Raw genomic sequence first — 19,737 nt, forward strand, 5'->3', positions numbered from 1 at the left:
AGTTTTTTTTAGATTGCTTATATCAAATAAAAATTGGCTTAAGATGATTAAGCCAATCCGTATTCCTCGGAATACTAACATCCACATATATTCTAATTACTGTAATCGGTCATTTCCTCTTTCAAACCTTCTGTATTTACTGCTGTAAGTTCCTGCGATTTATTTAACAGTTCAAAGTTGCTTAAAATTGAAGAAAAATAAAAGAAACAGCTATCAAATAAGTCTTCTGGTCTATGAAGTCCTACAATCCAATAAACGGCTTATAAGTCCTGCCAATCGGAAGTTTTTTGCCCATCACCTGCATCATGCTGGCAGAGCGTACTTCAATTTTAGGTTTCGAAATAATGTAAGATTTGTGAATCCTCACGAATATTTTAGGATCCAGGCTTTCCTCGATCCTGCTAATCGGCATTTTCACCGTGATCGTTCCCGCTTTGGTGTGAATGTGAATATATTCCCGAAGGCTTTCAATAAAAAAAATGTCATGAAGAACAATTTTAATTTGCTTTTTCCCACTGCTGATAAAAATATGTTCGCGGTCCGCTGCCTCCAATAAAGCTTCCTCTGCATTCATCAGGTATTTAAATTTTTCAACCGCTTTGGTAAACCTGTCGTAAGGAATAGGCTTCATCAGATAATCCACAATATCAAGCTCATAGCCTTCTACTGCATATTGGTGATAAGCGGTAGTCACGATAACAAGAGGTGGATTTTTCAGTTTTTTCAGGAAATCAAAGCCTTTTACAACCGGAAGATGAAGGTCCAGAAACATCAGATCGATATCATGTCTGTTTAAAAGACTTCCGGCATAAACAGCATCGGAACACTTTGCCACCAGATGAAGATCTTCATCCTTTAAAACAAAATTCTCCAGGATTTCTGCGGCTATCGGTTCGTCCTCTACGATAATGCAGCTGTACTTTTTAGAAGCGGAATGGGTCATTGAGGTCAATAATTAAGGTTACGATATACCGTTCATTGGTGGTTTCAACGGTGAGAATATGCTTTGGATAAAGCAGTTCAAGCTGTCTGCGGATATTTTTCAGTCCTATTTTTGTAGAATTTCCATGGGGTTTTTCTTCTTTTGAATTTTCAATATGATAATGAAGAACGCCGTTATTAAGCTGAATATCTATATGAATAAAGCTTTGTCCAAAGGTTTCTGAAACACCATGTTTAAAAGCGTTTTCAACAAATTGAATCAAAATAAGCGGTGATATTTCCTGGGAAGGATTATCAATATTCTCATTAAAACGAATCACAAGGTCATGGTGCCGGATCTTCTGGATCTGGAGGAAATCCTTGATATTTTCTACATCTTTATCTATGGAGATATACCGTTCGGCCGCCTCATAAATATTATACCGCATCACTTTGGAAAGCTGTAAGATTACATCAGGTGTTTCATCAGCTTTTTTAAGGGCCATTCCGTAAATATTATTCAGTGTATTGAACAAAAAATGGGGATTGATCTGGGCTTTCAGCATGGTAAGCTCCTGATCCAGCTTTTCTGATTTCAGCTTTGAGATCTGTTCTTTCAACAGGTTTTTTTGCCTGGTAATTTCAATGCCGAATATAAGGCCTGCCATAAAGATCAGATCCATAAAGGAATTAAAAGCCACAAGCCCGTTGATAAATCCTGAAGGCTGTTTTCCATCCAATGTTTCAACAATTCCGTAAATATGGGGATAAATGATGTAATGGGTAAAAAATCTGTGAGCAAGGACCGCGACAACAAAAATAATGACAGAGAGAATACAGGTAAGAAATCTTTTGATGTCGGATCTTTCGTACATATACAGAAGAGCATAAGCCAGCGGAATTTTAACCAGAAGATATCCGAGTTCCAGAATAACAGTATTCTGAAGCCTTATCTGCCATTCTGCATCAGGAAACTGATACCTTGACCAGTAAAAGTCCAGGTAAACTTCCAGAATATAATACAGTATCCAAAAAAGCAGATGGACATATAATTTTGATTTTCTGCCTGGCATCGAGTGTAATAGGATTTACTATGCAAAATACCATCTTTCAGTGGAAAATAAAAATATAACGACTAATCTACAGTAATTGTCTATGAACTGCCGCTTCCTTTCTTTCCGGTAAAAATAAGCTGCAAAAAACAACAAATTAAAAGAATATTGAATTCAATTCCATTGGTGCCGCCGCCTACAACATACCATCCATTTTGCCAATGGACAAAATAAATTCCGAAAACCAGGATGAATATATGACAGACAGAAACTGCCTTTACATACCGGTCTGACCAGATCAGAAATACCGAGAAAAGATGGATAAGCTTAACAGCCCACGCCAGATAAAGACCGAAAGGGCTGAAACCTACGGTATCAAGATAAAGACGTCCGAAATCATTGACATCCCCACTGAAAATAGATACCACACTGTGCATCAGCAAAATAACTGACAAAGCCGAACGGAGAAAGAAGTTATTTTTCATGAATCTAAATTAAAGAATCACAAAAAAGAATGGCAGTCCCCGTATATCAAAGTCCTGCAAACGTATATCAAAGATGAGCGCCGTAATAAATTCCGGATTCTCTCTGCCCATGATGGCAAAATATGAGCTGAAATTAAAAATTTATATTTTTTGACATATCACATCGAGGATATATTCCGCTACCTATCAGCCGGATACACCTCGAAAAAGCCCTAAAAATCAACTTCTGTGTAAAAAAAATCCAAAATACGTGAGTTTTAGGCACAGCATTTGCTGCCTTATGAACTGAATTATATTATACACCACTTCATTTTTATAATATATTATTTTCCACAATCCTCAGTACGCTGAGGATTTTTTTATTATAAGCAGAGTAAAGAAATGGAATACTGCACTTTATTAATGGAAAATACATTTTTGATAATCAATGATTTAAAATAGGTTTATTCAGTTTATTATCGTACATTTGTATATTAATTAATAGGCCGCTGCCTTTGCCCTCTGTTATAGTATAGAAATTCTTTCTTTTCAGTTCCCGCTTTTCAGATGCCTCATTTTTTAAAACCACTTCTTTCATTGATGAATAGCTAAAAGCAAGCCGCTTTCGCCATTCAGGTTTATAAAGAAGAATAAACGGATGACTGCAACTTTACAAGTACTGTGCAGATCAGGTTAACAACATACAATTTAAAATTAAATACTAGAATAATTTATGGCAGACTCTTTTTCTAAAAAAGAAAATTTCAAGAAAAAAATTCAAAAGCAAAAAGAAAAAGCGCTGAGACGCGAAGATCGTAAGACGAACAACAACAAAGGTGCAGAAGATGTTTTCATGTATGTAGATGAATTCGGAAGACTTACGTCTACACCTCCTGAAGACAGAGAAAGACAGGAAATAAACATTGATGAGATCCAGCTTGGTGCAGCTCCTATTATTGCAGAAGACATCAGAAAGACGGGAATCATTACTTTCCACAGTGAGAAAGGCTATGGCTTCATTACAGAAGACAACAGCAAGGAAAACGTTTTCTTTCACAACAACAGCTGTGCACACCCTGTAAAAAAGGGAAACAAGGTATCTTTCGAGAAAGAAAAATCCCCGAAAGGATTCTCAGCAGTTAATATCCAATTGGTTAAATAAATAACGGGGCTGCTTCTTAATGCAGATCCGTGAGACAATAAATAAAGCCGCTATACAAAGCGGCTTTTATTATATATTTACAACCTTTATTTATTGAACATTTTCTCCAGTACAGCATACCGGTAGTCGAATATATGTTCCAGTTTCTTTTTAACGAAAAGCATATGGGCTATTTCACCCAAAAATCCCATTGGAAGCTCATAATCCACCGTATCTTTCATGAGCACTCCTTTTTCATTGGGAATGAATTCATGATGATGGTGCCATAATTTATAAGGTCCTTTCTTCTGGAAATCTATAAAACTTTTTTGAAAATCCACCTTAATGATCTCTGTCTGCCATTTCATCTTGATTCCCAACACTGGCGAAACATAATAATCGATGAGCATTCCTTCATAAATTTCATCATTTTCCATTGCAGTTAATACAATAAAACTCATGTCTTTCGGGGTGATTTCGGAAAGATTATTGGCGGAGGAAAAAAAATTCCAGGCTGTTTCTATACTGGAGCTGAGCTGCTGTTCTCGGACAAGGCGGTGTTTCATTATATTTGGTTTAAATGTATTTATTGTAGTAATGCTGTACATCAGCCTTTTAAAATTCTACAGTACAAATTTCATGAAATAAATACGAGGACAATTAAAACATTCTGGCTTTTGAGATAAAATTGATCAATACATTTAACCTTATCCCTAAAAATTTTATAATTCAAGTATATTACATTTTCAAGAGAATATCAATACTGAATATCGTGTTTAATACGATTAAGATTCGTAAGCAAAGACAAATATGCCTTTTTTATACTATAAATCAACCAATTAAAACATGTGGCATCTATGTAACACTTGGTTTTTCCCGTAAAAAAAGATGAATGCAATAAGTTTGCAAAAATTTAATTTTAAACACAATAAATGAAAAACAAATTTATTATTCTATTAGCAATGTCTAGTTCATTGTTTCTATTCTCTCAGGTCGGAATCAATACACCAAATCCTCAAGGTACTTTTCACATTGATGGGGCTAAGGATAATCCGGCTACAGGAATCCCTTCCGTTATTCAGCAGGCTAATGATATGGTTGTAACCAACACCGGAGACTTAGGTGTAGGTATTACCGTTCCTACCACTAAGATGCATATAGTGAGCACCACGGCTAATTTAAACAGGTATACTTTAATTGATGCTCCGGCTGGTGGTAATAACCTTACCATTATGGCATTAAGAAATACAGCTCCATTGGCCACCGGAAATTTTTCCCTTCTAGGTTTTACAAATAATGGTCCGACATCAGGAGGTGCAAATTGGGGAATTGGAAGTATACGTACAAGCACAGCTGAAGACTTTTATATGGGAAATTCTCTTGGTGGGGGATACTTGGAACGACTTCGGATTACTTCTTCAGGAGATGTGGGAATTGGAATAAATGCACCCACTAGAAAATTAGATATTAATGGAGATCTTCGTGTACGAAATGTTCCTGTAGGATCTCCTGGGATTGATCAAATAGGAGTGGATTCAAATGGTAATGTGGTTAAGGTTCCAGCATCAGAAAGTACCGCCATTGTTGTGAGAGGAGAAATCCTTGGAGCTCATTGGCATCAAGTACAGACTGTTCCGGCAACACTAGCACCTGCCGGGTATCCTTATTTAAAAAGTGTAACCGTATCTTTATTTAATGCACAGGGGAAGGCTGCTATTACGGGGATATTGGTGAAGCAAAACCAAGTATTAGCTTGTAGTGGTATAGGAGGATTCGGAACTAATATTTGCACGACAAGCAATCCTGCAGGTGGAACAATGTCTGTTGATGTTACTTCTGCTCCAGGATTCACGATAACTTTAAGTAATAATATTGCAAACGGCATATATTCCAACTTGTACTATACTGCTGAATATTCTAAATATTAGTGCAAATAAGATTCTTTATATGAAATTCTAAAAACACAAAACGAAAAAGATGAAAAGCACAGGAGCCGAATTCCCTTTCGGCTCTTTTCCTATTCTCAATAAAATAATTTCCTAAAACATTACTCATAGATCCACATTAGAACAGGTTTCCTAGATTTTTGGATCATAGGATCCATTTCTTTCATGGCATTGTTGGAAACCGTGGGACAGCCCCAGCCCTCTGGAGAACCTTTTGGGAAAACTTCATTATCATTCATCTGATCCCACGAATGAAAAACGATGAATCTTTTCAAAGCGTTGCTGTTCGTTTCTTCCAGACCATGCATGAGATACTTTACATGAATTCCCCATTCGCTGTGACCTCTTCCCTGCAACTTATACTTCCCTAAAGATGAAAGATGGCTTCCGTCTTCATTGCTGAACTGCGGATTGTCTTTTGAGCCATCAGCACTCCAGGGATTTGCCCCACAGCCATGCCCCACAAGATATCTTTTGACAACCGATTTCGTTTTAAAATCCCAGACAAAAAACCTTTTAATCCCCGAATGAAGGCTCATATCAATCAGAATACAAAAATCTGTATTTAGTTTTTTTGAAACACAGAATTTCAAAGCTTCTTCGGCTTTAACTGTAATTTTGGAAAGATCCGCTTCGGGCCTGTCCTCTTCTTTAACGGAAGAATCTGCTACAACGGGACGATTTCCTTTAGATTCGTTAGTACATGAAAATACAAGGTGTACAGCAAGAAGTACGGCAAAAATCTTCATTAAAAATTATTTATAATGTCTGAAAATTCCAAAATCGGAAGGTGTCCATAACGCAGCTTTCTGTCCCGCAGCTTTCAGTGCATCGTTTGCCCAGGTATTGCAGGTATTCAGGAAACTGTATTTTCCTTTGGCATCATAAAAGGCATCGTTGACATCATAAACAGCATTAGTAGGAATCAGGATAAAATTTCCATTCTGATCCCTGTCGAATTTATCTTCTATAAATCTCACGAGATTCCTGTATTGATCACTGCTGATCATGATCATTTTGCAGTCTTCGCCTTCTTTCATGGTTTTGTAATAGGAACAGTGCATGGCGGAATCACTGAGCCAGAATGCAGCTTTAAATGCAGTAGAGAACTTCAAATCAGCCCATGTCGGGGTATCCAGATAAAAACCTTTATCACCCCACCCAATTCCTATATAGTTGTAATCTGTGCTTTTTGATCTTGTATTGGAAAACGGAACTTTTGCTCCCCAATCCTGAAAATCATTTTTTACAGGCATTACAATATCTGTATGCACACCGTTGGTATAAATATAAATCGGGATATCTTTCGTCTGTCCATCATTATCCGCAGAAATCTCTATAAGCGGCAGCAAAAGTCCCAGGATAACATACAGAGCAACAATTCCCAAAATAATTCCTAGGATTTTCAGGAGATACACTAATACAATTTTCACACTCATGTTTTAATAAAATTTAATCCTCAATTTTCTGTAAAAGTATTTGTTTTAATCGAAAAAATGATTAAATTTAGTTACGAAATATTCACAAATATGCGTAAAAATACAAAATCACAAAAAAGATTTAAAGTACGGGTAAAAACAGCTCCAAAAAGAATACAAAAAAAACGTTGATTTTCTGTGGGACATTCGTCTCCTGAAAGTCAATTTTTCTTTTAGGAAAAGTTTTTCAGAGATTCTTACTGAATTAAATCTTTAACCTCCTTGAGACTGACAGCTTAAGGAATGGTCATTTATCTTCCTCATCTTTGGAACATCAGAATTCCAAATAAGGATTTGTCACCAAAAATTTATCCTAAACCTTATCTGAAGAACGTTCTAAAAATTCAATATTTCGTTTCAGACCTGCAAATTTGGTTCTCTTTACAGGAGATTTCCTGAAGATTTCAGAGAATATTTCCTGGGTAATTTCTCTCCACTCTTCTTTTTTAAAATTTTTAAGAGATTCATTCGGGACAAACCTGCTCTGAAGATTGGGTGAAGAAAATCTGTTCCAGGGACATACATCCTGGCAGATATCGCATCCGAACATCCAATCTTCCATTTTGTCTTTAAAATGATCGGGAATTTCGTTTTTAAGCTCTATAGTTGCATAAGAGATGCAACGGCTTCCGTCGATGATCTTTTCTGAAACTATAGCATCTGTAGGACAGGCATCAATACATTTCCTGCAGGTCCCACAATGGTCTGCAGTGGCATGATCCGGAATTAATTCAAGATCACAGATAATTTCAGCCAGAAAATAAAAGGAACCACTCTGCTTTGTAATGAGATTGGCATTTTTTCCTACCCATCCAATTCCTGACTTTCTCGCCCAGCTTCTTTCCAGAACGGGTGCAGAATCCACAAAAACCCGGAACCCGAACTCTCCGATCTCCTCCTGCAGTTCTGAAACCATCTCACGGAGAATTTCTTTTACGACTTCGTGGTAATCCTCTGCATAAGCATACTTTGAGATCTTGTAATTTTCCAGCGCCGAAATCTCTTCTTTTGGAAAATAATTGTAGGAGAGTGAAATAACAGACTTTGAACCTTCCACAAGTAGCCTGGGATCCAACCTTTTGTCGAAATGGTTCTCCATATACTTCATTTCACCATGGAAATTATTTTGAAGCCATTTTTCAAGATTCGGAGCATCTTCTTCTAAAAATCCTGCTTTCGAAATACCACAGCTTTGAAACCCAAAATGTTCTGCTTTGGATTTGATAAGTTGGGAATGTTTTTCGGCACCGGAATTCAGGATTTCCATTCTGCAAAATTAAGATTAATTTATGAATCCTGCGTCTCTTGAAGAAGTGGATAAACCTTAAGTTTTAAGCATTTTTGGAAAAATTTAAGTTTTGATAAAGAGTTTTTTCAGGAAAAAATTGCGTATTTTCGTTCTTATTTTTAATCTAAATTACATAATTATGTCTTTAATAGAAGTTATACAGTCTGGGAATTATGAATTAATTGATGTTCGTGAGCCAATGGAGCTTGAGATGGACGGAAATATAGACGGAGCCAAAAATATTCCTCTTGGTGAAGTAGAAGACAGGAAAGAAGAAATCTTGTCTATCGAAAAACCTGTGATTTTATTCTGCAGAAGTGGTAACAGAAGCGGAAAAGCATTAGAATATCTTAATGGTCAAGGCCTGAAGAACGGTTATAACGGCGGAGGCTGGGCTGAACTGAAAGCCGTATTGGAAGCAAATCAAGGAACTTTTTAAAGTTCCTTTTTTTATATCTTGATCCATGAACCTGAAAGAAAAATTCTCAGATCTTTGCCTTCATTTTACAGCAGACCCTGTTCTTATTCAAAATCTGTGGCAGGAAATTGAAAAAAAATATTCCGGAAAAAGCAGGCATTATCATAATCTTATGCATCTGGAAAATATGTTTCTGGAACTGGAAAGTGTCAAAGAACATATTCAAAATTATAGTATCATTTCGTTCTCTGTTTTTTACCACGATGTTATTTATGATGCATCTTCAAAATACAATGAAGAGAAAAGTGCCTCATACGCTGTTGAACAGCTTCAAAAAATGAGTATAGATAAAGATATGATTTCAAAGATAGAAGCTCAGATTTTAGCAACAAAATCTCATGAAAAATCAAATGCTCCGGATACGGATTATCTTCTGGATGCAGATCTTTCTATTCTGGGAAAAGACTCTGCGACCTATTTTGATTATACCCGGAAAATCAGAAAAGAATATGCTTTATATCCCGATCTTCTCTACAAACCGGGGAGAAAAAAGGTATTGAAACATTTCCTGGAACTTGAAAATATTTTCAAAACGGAACATTTCAGGGGCAAATATGAGCAGCAGGCAAGAGAAAACATCGCAGCAGAAATTCAGCTGTTATAAATAAAGGAGATGCGGCTTTGCCGTATCTCCAACATTAAACCATTCATTCAAACACAACTCATCCATCCTAATAACAAAGGGGAAATTCTGAATTTCCTTGTTAGGGATTCTTTTATCAAATTTTATTTTCTGAAACTTCTGTATCGCTGTTTGATATTTAAAAATAGAAATAAAATATCACGAATATGTGATTTTATTTGTAATCTTTATGTAATTTTTTTATTGAAAAGCAGAACGGAACCAGCCTTAATATTCAGGAAAATCAAAATTAAAAAGGTTAATAATTTTAAAATAATGGATTTAAAATTTATCCGGAATTAAATTATTCAATTTTTTATTTTCGTTAAAACGTGTACATATATTAATATACAAGCTACCTCAAAAACAGTTGAAAATAAATTCAGACCTGTCGAAATATGTATATTTTTATACACATGGAAAATTATTTGTACAGGAAATATAGAAAGTCAATTTAAATTCAGATATTGTTTAATTACCTGATTGAATATAAAAAAGCACCTTGTAACACAAGATGCTCTTATTACTGATTATGCTTACAGTTATATTTTTTCTATAAATTCTGATACCTTACTCAAAACAAGTTCCGGAACGTCTTTATGCGGCGTATGCCCAATTCCCGGAATGATATATTTCTCTGCCAGGCCACTTACCTGAGAAACTGTTTTTTCCACCTGCTCCAGAGTACCATATTCGTCAGCATCCCCTTGAATGAAAAGTAAGGGGCATTGAATGTCTTTTAAAAGATATTCAATATTCCAGCTTCTAAAGTATTCACGGGTCCAGGTTTCTGTCCAGGCCCTGAAAAGCATTTCTACCTTGTCTCCATGATATTTGGCAAGACGTTCGGCAAGATTGGTTGTCTTGTATGCTTCCCAAGCGTCATAAACACCCTTTAATGTAGCATCTTCTACAAAAATGTGACCTGCTTCACAGATTACAGCCTGTATTTTTTCCGGATATTTAGCAGCAGTGATCAGCGCAATTGTCCCACCGTCACTGTGTCCGAATAGAACAGCATTTTTTATATTAAGCTCTGTCAGCAAATCGTTCAACAGATCTGCTTCAAGTTCCATATAATTAACCGGCCTTTCATAAGTAAGCATTGGTCCGGATTTTCCATAACCCAATCTGTCATACACCAGAACATTGCAGGTTGTAATTTCAGATATTTTGGTGGGTAAATCTCGCCAAAGTTGGGTACAGCCTAAGGAATCGTGAAGGAAAATGATAAAAGGTTTCCCCTCGAATGCATTGTTGTATGTTATATAAAGTTTCTGATTTCTTACTTCAATTATTCTTTCTTCCATTCATTAAGATTCTATAAACTTGGCACTTTTGCATCTTCAAACTCTTTCAATAAATTCCTGAAAACAGTTTCTACCGGCAATATATCATTGATTAAAGCAGAAACCTGCCCTATTTCCAGCTCTCCGTCTTCCATATCTCCTTCAAACATTCCTCGTTTTGCTCTTGCACGTCCCAATGAAGCTATTAAAGCTTCTTTATCTCTTCCTGACTGGTAGATTTCTTCAAGCTCATCAAAAAATTTGTTTTTCACCATCCTTACAGGTGCCAGCTCTTTCAAAGTAAGATGAGTATCGCCTTCATTCAGTTCTGTAATTTTCTTTTTCCAGCTTTCATGGGCACTTGCCTCGACGGTAGCAGCGAACCGGGAACCAATCTGTACACCGTCTGCACCAAGGATCATGGCAGCTTTCATCTGGGACCCCAGTGCAATTCCTCCTGCAGCAATCAATGGTTTGGAAATATGTCTCTTTACGTTCGGAATCAGACAGAAAGTCGTGGTCTCGTCTCTTCCGTTATGCCCTCCTGCCTCAAAGCCTTCGGCCACCACAGCATCTACTCCTGCTTCTTCGCATTTTACAGCAAATTTGGTAGATGAAACAACGTGGGCAACTTTTATTCCTTCTTTTTGAAGGGTCTCTGTATAGGTTTTAGGATTTCCAGCTGAAGTAAAAACAATCTTTACACCCTCTTCCAGAATGATCTGAATGATCTCTTCAAGGTTGGGATACAGCATAGGCACATTAACGCCAAAAGGCTTATCTGTAGCCAATTTACATTTCTGAATATTTTCTCTCAGGATATCAGGGTACATGCTTCCCGCTCCTATGATGCCTAACCCGCCACAGTTGGAAACTGCCGAAGCCAATCTCCATCCTGAATGCCAGATCATTCCTGCCTGAATAATAGGATATTGTATATTAAAAAGCTCTGTAATTCTATTTTGATCTGTCTTCATTTCCTGAAGCTTTTTTGCTGAATTGAAATCTATAAAATTGCTCATGCGTAAAAATAATAAAAAACGTGGTTTCTAAAGGAAATATCTTGACTTTTCGGTATAAAAAAACCTTCAGAAATTCTGAAGGCTTTGTATTTATTTTTTGATCGATTCTTTTTTCCAGTTGGCTTTGAATTTACAGGTATCATAACGTCCGTCAATTGATATAAAGGTTGTCGGCAGTTTAGAGTTAACAAACTTCTCAATCATTTCATTACGCTTTTTATTGAGCGCCATCTGCTTGATTCTGTTATAATCTGTTTCCAGTGTGATCTGGTGGGCAGGAATAACATCTTCTAATTTGATGATCTTTATTACTTTTCTCTTATTGTCTTCATCTTCAAAAGGGTTGGTAATATCTCCTTTGTTCAAACCTGCCAATTCATAAGTGATAGATCCGGGAATACTTTCTCTTTCAATTTTATCAGAACCGTCTGCCCCTGAAATAATTCCTGCGTTGAATTTCGTTTTTTTATCTTCTGAAAATTTAAATGCAGCATCCTTAAATGTTATTTTTCCGGCAATAATAAGACCTTTGATACTGTCTAATCTTGCTTTTGCTGTTTTCATCTCATCGTCAGTAGGGGTAGCTTTTAAAAGGATGTGTCTTGCATCATATACTTTCCCTGATTTTTTGATCAACTGTATAATATGGTATCCGAACTCAGATTCAATAGGTTCCGAAATCTCATTTTCCTGAAGGTTCAGTGCAGCTGCTTCAAACGGCTTTACCATCTGGCCTTTGGATATATTTTTATAAAGTCCACCATTCGCAGCAGATCCCTCGTCTTCAGAGTAAATTCTTGCCTGGCTTTCAAAAGTTTCTCCGGCAGCAATATCCTGCTTGATTTTATTTAATCTTTTGATAAGGTCCTCTTTATGTGCTTCTGTAAGTTTAGGATATACCATGATCTGCGCTAAAGAGATCTCATCCTTTACTTCTGGAAGCTGCATTTTGTACAGGTTATAGAAGTCTGTAACCTCATTTGGAGTTACGTCCGCCTTTTCTGTGATACGCTGATATTTTGCCTGTCCGTAGTATTGGTCTACATCAATCTTTTCAATAGCGTTTTTCATTTCATACCCATTTCTGAACTTATAGGCTGCAAGCATTGTTTTTTCGTCCGGAAACTGGGAAAGCAATTGACGGTATTTTGCATTGGCCTGCTCTTTAATGGCAGCAGAACGGTTTTCAATTAATGTATCCTTTTTAGCTTCGTATACAAGAAGCTTGTTGCTGATGAGGTTTTCAAGGAAGTCACATTTGTCAGTTTCAGAGGCTCCCTGTTGTTTGGCATAGTTCATCTGCTCATTCACATCCGATTCCAATACAATTTCATCCCCGATAACAGCAGCAATACCATCCACTAATTCTCCGGGTTTTAGCTGAGCATTCATGTTTGAAGAGAATATCATCATGAAAATCCCAAGAAGAAAAGTGATTTTTAGTTTATTTGTCATTTTACTATTTTAAACAAGTTGCAAATTTAGAATACTTAACGAATTAGTCTAAATTTTTTATTATAAATATTTCTTAAAAAGACTTATTTATTGCAGTTCGACATCGAATGTCGTTAATTCTTTGAATTGTCTCAATCTGCTGAACATATCCGCTTCATTTACTTCCTGAATTCTTTCTGTTCCGAATTTCTCAACAGTGAAGGAAGCCATAGCTGAACCTACGATCAAAGCAGACTTCATGGTCTCGAAATCAAACTTCCCTTTTTTAGCAAGATAAGCTGCAAAACCACCTGCAAAAGTGTCTCCGGCTCCGGTTGGATCGAAAACCTCTTCCAGCGGAAGCGCAGGAATAGCGAATACTTTATTGTCGTGGAAAAGTAAAGCTCCGTGCTCTCCTTTTTTAATGATTACATAGTCAGGGCCCATGGTATGGATCTTTTTAGCAGCTTTTACTAAAGAATATTCTCCTGAAAGCTGTCTTGCCTCTTCATCATTGATGGTAATAACATCTGTTTTAGCAATCATATCCATCAGAATATCCCATGCTGAATCCATCCAGAAGTTCATGGTATCAAGAATAACAAGTTTTGGACGCTTGTTCATTTTTTCCAATACGGACAGCTGAACGCCAGGGTGTAGGTTCCCAAGCAGAAGAATCTCTGCATCCTGCATAGAATCCGGAATTTTCGGATCAAAGTTCTCCAAAACATTCACTTCTGTAGCCAAAGTATCTCTGGTATTCAGATCATTATGATATTTCCCGGACCAGAAGAATGTTTTTCCTTCTTTTACAATCTCAATTCCTTCAATATTTATATCTCTGTCTGTGAACATATCAAGGTGTTCCTGTGGGAAATCTCCTCCGACAACGGAAACAATACCAGATTTAACGCCTAAAACAGATGAAGTGATGCTAATATAAGTAGCTGCACCTCCTAAGATTTTATCAGTTTTACCAAATGGCGTTTCGATTGCATCAAATGCAACGCTTCCTACAACTAAAAGTTTCATATATTTTTCAATGTATTTTAAAGTCAATTATTTTTCCATTCAAAAGTGTCGAGCAGGTGTTTCATATCATTTTTGATATAGTTCACTGCCGGGGCCAAAGAATCAGGTTTCGGCCTTGTATTAAAGTATAAGTAAGCAGTCACAAAATGTTTTGTGCTGTCTGTAATGTAAAATTGAAGATTGGAAGCGCTCTGTCCCTTCAGTTCATAGAAATTTCCGTATACTTTTTTTCCCGGATATTCGAATGATTTGGTTTCTATGGAACTTGCTTTAATGGTATGCTCATAGACCATTTTTTCAGCTTCTTTGATATGATCGGCAAAGTCATTCTGTATCGGATAGTAGGTCACAAAGATCTTGGCCTTCATTTTGGGGTAATTGATATAATACCAACACGGCTTTTTAGCATCAGAAATCGATGCAAAGTCTGAATATTCGAAAGTATAGGCACAGTTATTCTCAAACTTCTGATATTTCGGCGCCGGATACTCGAGACGAAGTTCTCCGTAAGGTTTTGGAACATGATCCTTTCCGCATGAAATTAAAAGCAGTGATACAAAAATAAAAATGACGTTTTTTATCATTTTGCAAAAGTACAAATTAGATTTTAGATTTTGGGGGACAAATTTCAGTCTTTCAGTGAGTTTTGGATGTAGTTTTCCAAAGGCTTGGGAAAAGATTTATCATGAGACGCTTCAAAGTCTGTAATGATGTACTGATTTTCGGCTATAAAACTATTCCAAACCACTTCTGAATCAACCTCAACACTTGAAATTTCAATGGTGAGATTCTTATGGGTAAGCTTATGGGCGATGGTTTTTACATTCCTGATAAAGGGTTCCAGTTCTGCAGAAATTACCGGTGGAAATTCAAATAATTTTTTCCAGATGAAATCGTCTTTTCTCTGCCGGATCAGGAACTGTCCGTTTCTGTGCACAAAATAATATTTCAGGGCAAGATCTTCTGTTTTGGTCTTTTTTGTTTTTACAGGATAATCTGATATTTTTTGCATGGAAAACGCAAGACAGTCATCATTTACAGGACATTCACCACAGAGAGGATTTTTAGGCTTACAGATTTCTGACCCGAGGTCCATCATAGCCTGGTTAAAATCGCCTACATTTTCGGGCATCACCAATGCCGCAAGCTGGGAGAAATAAGCAAAGGCTCTTGAATTGGAAATATCAAAATCGTCCGCAAAAATACGGCTCAAAACTCTGTAAAAATTACCGTCTACAGCCGGCGTTTTACCACCAAAGCAGATGCTAGATACCGCCGCCGCAGTGTACTTCCCTACTCCTTTTAATTTTAAAATTTCTTCATAATCTGCGGGGAAAATACCATGATAATCGTTCATGATCTGTTGTGAAGCCTTATGGATATTAATGGCCCTTGAATAATACCCGAGTCCTTTCCAATAGAGCAGCACTTCATTTTCTTCCGCATCAGCCAAGGTCTTTACATCCGGAAATCTTTTAATGAAGTTATTGTAATGATTGAGTCCCTGGCTGATCCTTGTCTGCTGAAAAACAATTTCGCAGATCCAGATTTTATAAGGATCTTTTGTCTGTCTGAAAGGCAGATCTCTTGCATTTTTACTGTACCAGTTCAGTAATTTATTTCCAATATGACGAAATTCTGAACTTTTATTATCTTTTTCCAAAAACCGTTGCTGTTTAAAAATGATTTGAAGGAGTTTTTAGCTGCAACTATTTTATAATTATTCTATTGATTATAAATGTAACAGATAAAATTTCCGTCCTGCAAAGATAAAATTATTTATCCTTTTTAACAGAGTATACGGGAGCTGCTTTCAGCCATTGATATTTTAGATTTCTTTCTGCAGCAATAAACCGGTAGCCTTCAAGCTTTTTCAGGTAAAGGTAGACTGAATCTGGTTTAAGTTTCAGTTTTTGATCAGAAAGAAACATGAACGGATAATCCATCACTGAATCTCTTATTGTTTTCAATACTTTTCCGGATCTTACTTTATAAAGAAAGAATGTTTTTCCTCTACCTTTCGAACTGTCCGCAAGTTTGACATTGGAGCTTGCAATAACCAGCTCGCTGCCGTCAAAGCACTCTTCTTCATTCATGATATAAGCTTTTCCCTGCTGCCGTTCATCTTTAAAAAGATCCACAGCATAATGATCCGGTGCCTGATATTTTTTTTCACACCCTGATAATACAATCAGCAGGAATACAGGAAGAAAGAAGCTTAAACTATTTTTGATCACATTAGTTTTCATATGAATTGGCAGTAAAAAACCGATGTAAAATGCATCGGTTTTGTTATTTAAAATTGGGTTGTTATTATTCCTGAGTATATTGTGCATCCCATTCATTGCCATCATCTCCTTTGTGTCCGTCCAGTTTAATAACGAAACTTTTTGTAGGAAAATAAGGGGTCATACGGATATCCAGCCATACTCTGTCTTTATTAACTCTGTCCTGCTCGAAACGAACAATTTTGAATTTTTCAATCAATTTGTCCGGTCCTTTGATGTTATCAAGGAATGTTACGATCTGTCTTCTCAAATCGTCTTCATTCTTGGCATTCCAATTTTCAAAAGCTCTTCTGTTCAGGAAGTCCAGTAAAACTTTAGTTACATAGTCGAATACACGAACTACTGAATAGGTCTGAAGACCAATATTATCTCCTGTAAACAGTGTTTTTGCAGAGAATGCCATGATCTTACCATATTCGTTCACCATTGGAACAAGACCCATTTTTTCTAACTGAGAAATTTCACTTTTCTTCAATTCGAATTTTACGGCATCTACTTCATTGATATTACCATGCTTTTTACCTGCTGCCACCTGAGACATTAAAGTTTTGTGGATTTTTCCAGCCAGTGAAGTGGAAGGCGGAAGTTCTACATTCTCCTCTTCTCCTACTTCTTCAGCTTTTCCTCTACCTACAAGCCAGTTGCATGTCATAATAACGTTACTTCTGTGAAGCTCGCCACCGGTAAGGTTTGCAGAGTGGAATAAGTCTACTACGTCATCCGGCTTATCCAGGTTGGCGAAGTCAGTTACCATCATTACTTTGTTTTCGTTACAGATCTTTGCCCATTTTTCAATGACTTTATTGGAACCTAAATATCCGGGAATTGCCAGGATAGAATAGTTATCTCTAAGATCTAAACGGTCGTAATAGTTTTTGAATTCTTCGGAAATAGCATCGATGAACAAAGGATTATCCAGATCTGAAACCTGCTCAAGGCTTGCATTAACGATGCTTACGTTATCCACTTTATCCAACTCTGTATTTTTATAGAACTGGGCTACGGTTCTGTAATTGGTTTCCAACAGACGTACTGCATCAAGTGTATTTTTCAGATTGGTCTTTAAATTCTGGTCTGCAGCCTGCGCTTTGGTTTTGCAGGTGTCTGCCATTTGATCTGCAGATTCGTTTCCTTCCAAAAGACTCACCCAAAGGTTTATTTTTTGAAGGAGCTCTTTTCTTTCGTCTGATTTATTGTTGTCTGTCAGGAAAATTTCTTTTCTGGCTTTTCTTGTCGGGTTCATATTGGCGATACCGTCTACAACGGATTCAACAAAGCCAAAACCTCCTATTTTATTAAGCTCTGCAAGCGGGTTGCCTTTCGGCTGCCCTGAGTGTTGTTGCTGACCCTGCTGTTGGCTTTCTTGTGCCTGTAATTTGCTATCCATGATTTGATTTAGTGTAAATAATTATTTTTCAAGTTCTTGTGCCACATCTTTCAATACTTCGATGAATGCAGCTCTGGTCTGGTCATTCTCAAGCATATTACGCAGAATTTTATTGGTCTTCAGCTGGCGTACAATCTTATTGTACTGCTCCTGTTCCATGCTAAGCTGCTGTAAATAGTCTGATTTTTGAGTAAGATTTTTGGGTGTAAAGTCTGCAAGATTCTGAAAACGGAATTCCTCTTCTACTACACTACCATCTTCCGTTTCGTGCTGTACAGCTACGGATGGTTGAAAATGTCTGAAGACGTCGTCCACGGTTTTTAATCCTGTTACAATTTCAGGGGTATAAGATTCTTCTGTAGTAAGCTGGCTCACTATCAGCGATTTGTTTTCCTGTATTTCCTGAATAGCTTCATTAGCGTCTACTTTTACCTCGTTGCCGCCAACACCATAATTAAACATTGCCATATTATTGTTATTTTGAGATTTCTGATTTTGGTTTGGATCTGTCTTTGAGTAATTTACTGATGAATCAAATAAATTACCAATCCAATGTTTAAATTTAAAAAAAAACTGTAACATACAAAATTTTGTAAAGATTTTTCTTGAAATATTTAATTTAACCTAATTTATATATAACGTAAAATCATTACTTTACGATATCACTAAACTATGAAAAATAAATAAAATAAGCTATGGGAAGATGAAAATAAATCTTTGTATGCTCTGCATTTATAAAAAAGTATCAACTACATGTTAAAATAAGAATTCCTCCAATGTGAGGATAAAATATTCTTTATATTTAAACAAAGTAACAGAGTAATGAAAGATGTAAAGATCGCGTTTAGAAAACCAATATATCCGGTTTCGGAAGCATTGAATCAGTATTTGGAAAAACATAACAGAACGACTAAGATTCAGTTTTTATATGAAGACCTGCTGAGATTCAGCGACAGTGTAAATATTCTGGATAAGGAAGGGAAAGATACCTTGTGGCTTGGTGTACTGTATCCTGAACATGAATTTAAAGAAATAGAGGCTAATTTAAATAAGATTTACACCCTTCTTCATTCCGATGGAGACGAGGCTACTTTACCTTATCTGAAAGTGGATACCATCGATTTTTGCACCTTCGGAAACTCTAAACCTTTTCGAATTCGGGTGAGAAATATCCTAAACGACAATCATACTAATTTTTATATTAAACAGGCTGATGCTTCACGTATATATGGGCTGGAAATTGAAGACCTGCTTTCTCCCAACCGAGTTAATTTTCTAATTTATAAAAACACTTTGATAGAAGAGCATATCTTAGGAATTCCCGGAGATATTTTTATCCAGAAACATTTATTCAACTGTACAGAATTGGAAAAAGCACAGATTTCCAAGGAATTTGTAAAATTCAATGAACGTTGCCTCATTGGGCTACTGGGTGACATGCGCTCTTATAATTATGTTATTATTCCTATTCACGATTTCGATCAGGTTATTTACAGAATTCGTCCCATCGATTTTGATCAGCAAAGCTATGAAGGAAATTTGAAAGTCTACCTTCCCCAGTATTTCAAAGAAAACAGCGCAATGGTTAACATGGTATTGGAAAAACTGAAGCCTAATTCTATAGAACAGTATCGTAAAGAAGTACGTTCACAAATTGTAAAAAGAGTGACCAGCAGCAAAAACAGATTCAGTGAACTTATTTCTATTATGAAGCAAGAAGATATTGCACCGGAAGCCAATGTGATAGAGCTTAAAACAGCTTTGCAAAAACTTACCTATGATGTAAATTTCAAGTATTGTAAAACCATGGGAGACATTATTGAAACCGGAATAAATTTTGTTCTCCGGAATCATAAGAAAGCCTATTAAAAAAGAGAACCCACCCCACGTTTAAT

General features: G+C 36.5%; 21 protein-coding genes. 5 read left to right on the forward strand and 16 right to left on the reverse strand.

The features are described from left to right. Positions 1–241 precede the first annotated feature (241 nt). The 3 genes from J2T03_RS07645 to J2T03_RS07655 all read right to left on the reverse strand — a co-directional run bounded on the left by J2T03_RS07645 (position 242) and on the right by J2T03_RS07655 (position 2,458). Positions 242–943 carry a LytR/AlgR family response regulator transcription factor gene (locus tag J2T03_RS07645; protein WP_307210414.1) on the reverse strand — a complete coding sequence of 234 codons (702 nt, stop codon included), beginning with the start codon at positions 941–943 and terminating at the stop codon, positions 242–244. Then, positions 924–1,994, reverse strand: a complete 1,071-nt coding sequence (locus J2T03_RS07650; RefSeq protein ID WP_306844407.1) for a sensor histidine kinase — start codon at positions 1,992–1,994, stop codon at positions 924–926. Before J2T03_RS07650 ends, J2T03_RS07645 begins: the two co-directional genes overlap by 20 nt. Positions 1,995–2,074: 80 nt before the next feature. Continuing rightward, a complete protein-coding gene (locus J2T03_RS07655; RefSeq protein ID WP_306844405.1) occupies positions 2,075–2,458 on the reverse strand; it encodes a DoxX family protein in 384 nt (127 codons plus the stop codon). A gap of 712 nt (positions 2,459–3,170) precedes the next feature. Here J2T03_RS07655 and J2T03_RS07660 point away from each other — a divergent pair. After that, positions 3,171–3,599, forward strand: coding sequence for a cold-shock protein (locus tag J2T03_RS07660; protein ID WP_306844403.1), 429 nt, complete (start codon positions 3,171–3,173; stop codon positions 3,597–3,599). Between the two features lie 86 nt (positions 3,600–3,685). Here J2T03_RS07660 and J2T03_RS07665 read toward each other — a convergent pair whose 3' ends face one another. Continuing rightward, positions 3,686–4,144: an SRPBCC family protein gene (locus J2T03_RS07665; protein WP_307210416.1), complete on the reverse strand. Its 459-nt coding sequence runs from the start codon at positions 4,142–4,144 to the stop codon at positions 3,686–3,688. 366 nt (positions 4,145–4,510) lie between these two features. Between J2T03_RS07665 and J2T03_RS07670 the strand changes: the two genes are divergently transcribed. Then, a complete protein-coding gene (locus tag J2T03_RS07670) occupies positions 4,511–5,506 on the forward strand; it encodes a hypothetical protein (RefSeq protein WP_307210417.1) in 996 nt (331 codons plus the stop codon). Positions 5,507–5,625: 119 nt separating this feature from the next. Here the strand turns inward: J2T03_RS07670 and J2T03_RS07675 are convergent, their stop codons facing one another. From J2T03_RS07675 to queG, 3 genes are all read right to left on the reverse strand, one after another. Next, positions 5,626–6,273 carry a murein L,D-transpeptidase catalytic domain-containing protein gene (locus tag J2T03_RS07675; RefSeq protein WP_307210419.1) on the reverse strand — a complete coding sequence of 216 codons (648 nt, stop codon included), beginning with the start codon at positions 6,271–6,273 and terminating at the stop codon, positions 5,626–5,628. Positions 6,274–6,279: 6 nt separating this feature from the next. Then, positions 6,280–6,957 carry a TIGR02117 family protein gene (locus J2T03_RS07680; protein WP_373426890.1) on the reverse strand — a complete coding sequence of 226 codons (678 nt, stop codon included), beginning with the start codon at positions 6,955–6,957 and terminating at the stop codon, positions 6,280–6,282. 358 nt (positions 6,958–7,315) lie between these two features. Further along, positions 7,316–8,269, reverse strand: coding sequence for a tRNA epoxyqueuosine(34) reductase QueG (gene queG, locus J2T03_RS07685; RefSeq protein ID WP_307210423.1), 954 nt, complete (start codon positions 8,267–8,269; stop codon positions 7,316–7,318). Positions 8,270–8,429: 160 nt separating this feature from the next. Between queG and J2T03_RS07690 the strand changes: the two genes are divergently transcribed. Together J2T03_RS07690 and J2T03_RS07695 are read left to right on the forward strand one after the other, a co-directional pair. Further along, a complete protein-coding gene (locus J2T03_RS07690; protein ID WP_306844393.1) occupies positions 8,430–8,729 on the forward strand; it encodes a rhodanese-like domain-containing protein in 300 nt (99 codons plus the stop codon). A gap of 25 nt (positions 8,730–8,754) precedes the next feature. Next, positions 8,755–9,372 carry an HD domain-containing protein gene (locus tag J2T03_RS07695; protein WP_307210426.1) on the forward strand — a complete coding sequence of 206 codons (618 nt, stop codon included), beginning with the start codon at positions 8,755–8,757 and terminating at the stop codon, positions 9,370–9,372. Between the two features lie 560 nt (positions 9,373–9,932). On the opposite strand, the gene J2T03_RS07700 is transcribed toward J2T03_RS07695, so the two are convergent. The 9 genes from J2T03_RS07700 to J2T03_RS07740 all read right to left on the reverse strand — a co-directional run bounded on the left by J2T03_RS07700 (position 9,933) and on the right by J2T03_RS07740 (position 18,310). Next, complete coding sequence (locus J2T03_RS07700) at positions 9,933–10,700, reverse strand: alpha/beta fold hydrolase (RefSeq protein ID WP_307210429.1); 768 nt, start codon at positions 10,698–10,700, stop codon at positions 9,933–9,935. Positions 10,701–10,711: 11 nt separating this feature from the next. Beyond that, positions 10,712–11,656: an NAD(P)H-dependent flavin oxidoreductase gene (locus J2T03_RS07705; RefSeq protein WP_307210432.1), complete on the reverse strand. Its 945-nt coding sequence runs from the start codon at positions 11,654–11,656 to the stop codon at positions 10,712–10,714. Positions 11,657–11,791: 135 nt separating this feature from the next. Next, positions 11,792–13,156, reverse strand: coding sequence for a peptidylprolyl isomerase (locus tag J2T03_RS07710; protein WP_307210435.1), 1,365 nt, complete (start codon positions 13,154–13,156; stop codon positions 11,792–11,794). Between the two features lie 87 nt (positions 13,157–13,243). Further along, positions 13,244–14,167 carry a PfkB family carbohydrate kinase gene (locus tag J2T03_RS07715; RefSeq protein WP_306844383.1) on the reverse strand — a complete coding sequence of 308 codons (924 nt, stop codon included), beginning with the start codon at positions 14,165–14,167 and terminating at the stop codon, positions 13,244–13,246. 23 nt (positions 14,168–14,190) lie between these two features. Then, a complete protein-coding gene (gene gldD, locus J2T03_RS07720; RefSeq protein ID WP_307210438.1) occupies positions 14,191–14,751 on the reverse strand; it encodes a gliding motility lipoprotein GldD in 561 nt (186 codons plus the stop codon). A 44-nt stretch (positions 14,752–14,795) separates the two neighbouring features. After that, positions 14,796–15,830 (reverse strand): A/G-specific adenine glycosylase, encoded by a 1,035-nt coding sequence (mutY, locus tag J2T03_RS07725; RefSeq protein WP_307210441.1) that lies wholly within the window; start codon positions 15,828–15,830, stop codon positions 14,796–14,798. A gap of 112 nt (positions 15,831–15,942) precedes the next feature. Then, the gene (locus J2T03_RS07730; protein WP_306844378.1) at positions 15,943–16,416 is read right to left on the reverse strand and encodes a hypothetical protein; all 474 of its coding nucleotides are present in this window, start codon (positions 16,414–16,416) and stop codon (positions 15,943–15,945) included. 64 nt (positions 16,417–16,480) lie between these two features. Then, positions 16,481–17,842 carry a DUF5458 family protein gene (locus J2T03_RS07735; RefSeq protein ID WP_306844376.1) on the reverse strand — a complete coding sequence of 454 codons (1,362 nt, stop codon included), beginning with the start codon at positions 17,840–17,842 and terminating at the stop codon, positions 16,481–16,483. A 21-nt stretch (positions 17,843–17,863) separates the two neighbouring features. Continuing rightward, positions 17,864–18,310, reverse strand: a complete 447-nt coding sequence (locus J2T03_RS07740) for a type VI secretion system contractile sheath small subunit (RefSeq protein ID WP_306844374.1) — start codon at positions 18,308–18,310, stop codon at positions 17,864–17,866. 354 nt (positions 18,311–18,664) lie between these two features. Between J2T03_RS07740 and J2T03_RS07745 the strand changes: the two genes are divergently transcribed. Continuing rightward, on the forward strand, positions 18,665–19,711 hold the full coding sequence (locus tag J2T03_RS07745; RefSeq protein WP_306844372.1) for a hypothetical protein: 1,047 nt from the start codon (positions 18,665–18,667) through the stop codon (positions 19,709–19,711). Positions 19,712–19,737: the final 26 nt, after the last annotated feature.

Origin of the sequence: Chryseobacterium lathyri (assembly GCF_030812195.1) — a bacterium.
Classification (GTDB): Bacteria; Bacteroidota; Bacteroidia; order Flavobacteriales; family Weeksellaceae; genus Chryseobacterium; species Chryseobacterium lathyri_A.

Bases quoted from the DNA above. Each gene is read 5' to 3' on its own strand.
- J2T03_RS07745 (WP_306844372.1), top strand. From the start codon at position 18,665: ATGAAAGATGTAAAGATCGCGTTTAGAAAACCAATATATCCGGTTTCG.
- J2T03_RS07650 (WP_306844407.1), bottom strand. From the start codon at position 1,994: ATGCCAGGCAGAAAATCAAAATTATATGTCCATCTGCTTTTTTGGATA.
- J2T03_RS07665 (WP_307210416.1), bottom strand. From the start codon at position 4,144: ATGAAACACCGCCTTGTCCGAGAACAGCAGCTCAGCTCCAGTATAGAA.
- J2T03_RS07710 (WP_307210435.1), bottom strand. From the start codon at position 13,156: ATGACAAATAAACTAAAAATCACTTTTCTTCTTGGGATTTTCATGATG.
- J2T03_RS07700 (WP_307210429.1), bottom strand. From the start codon at position 10,700: ATGGAAGAAAGAATAATTGAAGTAAGAAATCAGAAACTTTATATAACA.
- J2T03_RS07675 (WP_307210419.1), bottom strand. From the start codon at position 6,273: ATGAAGATTTTTGCCGTACTTCTTGCTGTACACCTTGTATTTTCATGT.
- gldD (WP_307210438.1), bottom strand. From the start codon at position 14,751: ATGATAAAAAACGTCATTTTTATTTTTGTATCACTGCTTTTAATTTCA.
- J2T03_RS07735 (WP_306844376.1), bottom strand. From the start codon at position 17,842: ATGGATAGCAAATTACAGGCACAAGAAAGCCAACAGCAGGGTCAGCAA.
- J2T03_RS07655 (WP_306844405.1), bottom strand. From the start codon at position 2,458: ATGAAAAATAACTTCTTTCTCCGTTCGGCTTTGTCAGTTATTTTGCTG.
- J2T03_RS07715 (WP_306844383.1), bottom strand. From the start codon at position 14,167: ATGAAACTTTTAGTTGTAGGAAGCGTTGCATTTGATGCAATCGAAACG.
- J2T03_RS07705 (WP_307210432.1), bottom strand. From the start codon at position 11,656: ATGAAGACAGATCAAAATAGAATTACAGAGCTTTTTAATATACAATAT.
- J2T03_RS07740 (WP_306844374.1), bottom strand. From the start codon at position 18,310: ATGGCAATGTTTAATTATGGTGTTGGCGGCAACGAGGTAAAAGTAGAC.
- J2T03_RS07730 (WP_306844378.1), bottom strand. From the start codon at position 16,416: ATGAAAACTAATGTGATCAAAAATAGTTTAAGCTTCTTTCTTCCTGTA.
- queG (WP_307210423.1), bottom strand. From the start codon at position 8,269: ATGGAAATCCTGAATTCCGGTGCCGAAAAACATTCCCAACTTATCAAA.
- J2T03_RS07660 (WP_306844403.1), top strand. From the start codon at position 3,171: ATGGCAGACTCTTTTTCTAAAAAAGAAAATTTCAAGAAAAAAATTCAA.
- J2T03_RS07690 (WP_306844393.1), top strand. From the start codon at position 8,430: ATGTCTTTAATAGAAGTTATACAGTCTGGGAATTATGAATTAATTGAT.
- J2T03_RS07645 (WP_307210414.1), bottom strand. From the start codon at position 943: ATGACCCATTCCGCTTCTAAAAAGTACAGCTGCATTATCGTAGAGGAC.
- J2T03_RS07695 (WP_307210426.1), top strand. From the start codon at position 8,755: ATGAACCTGAAAGAAAAATTCTCAGATCTTTGCCTTCATTTTACAGCA.
- J2T03_RS07670 (WP_307210417.1), top strand. From the start codon at position 4,511: ATGAAAAACAAATTTATTATTCTATTAGCAATGTCTAGTTCATTGTTT.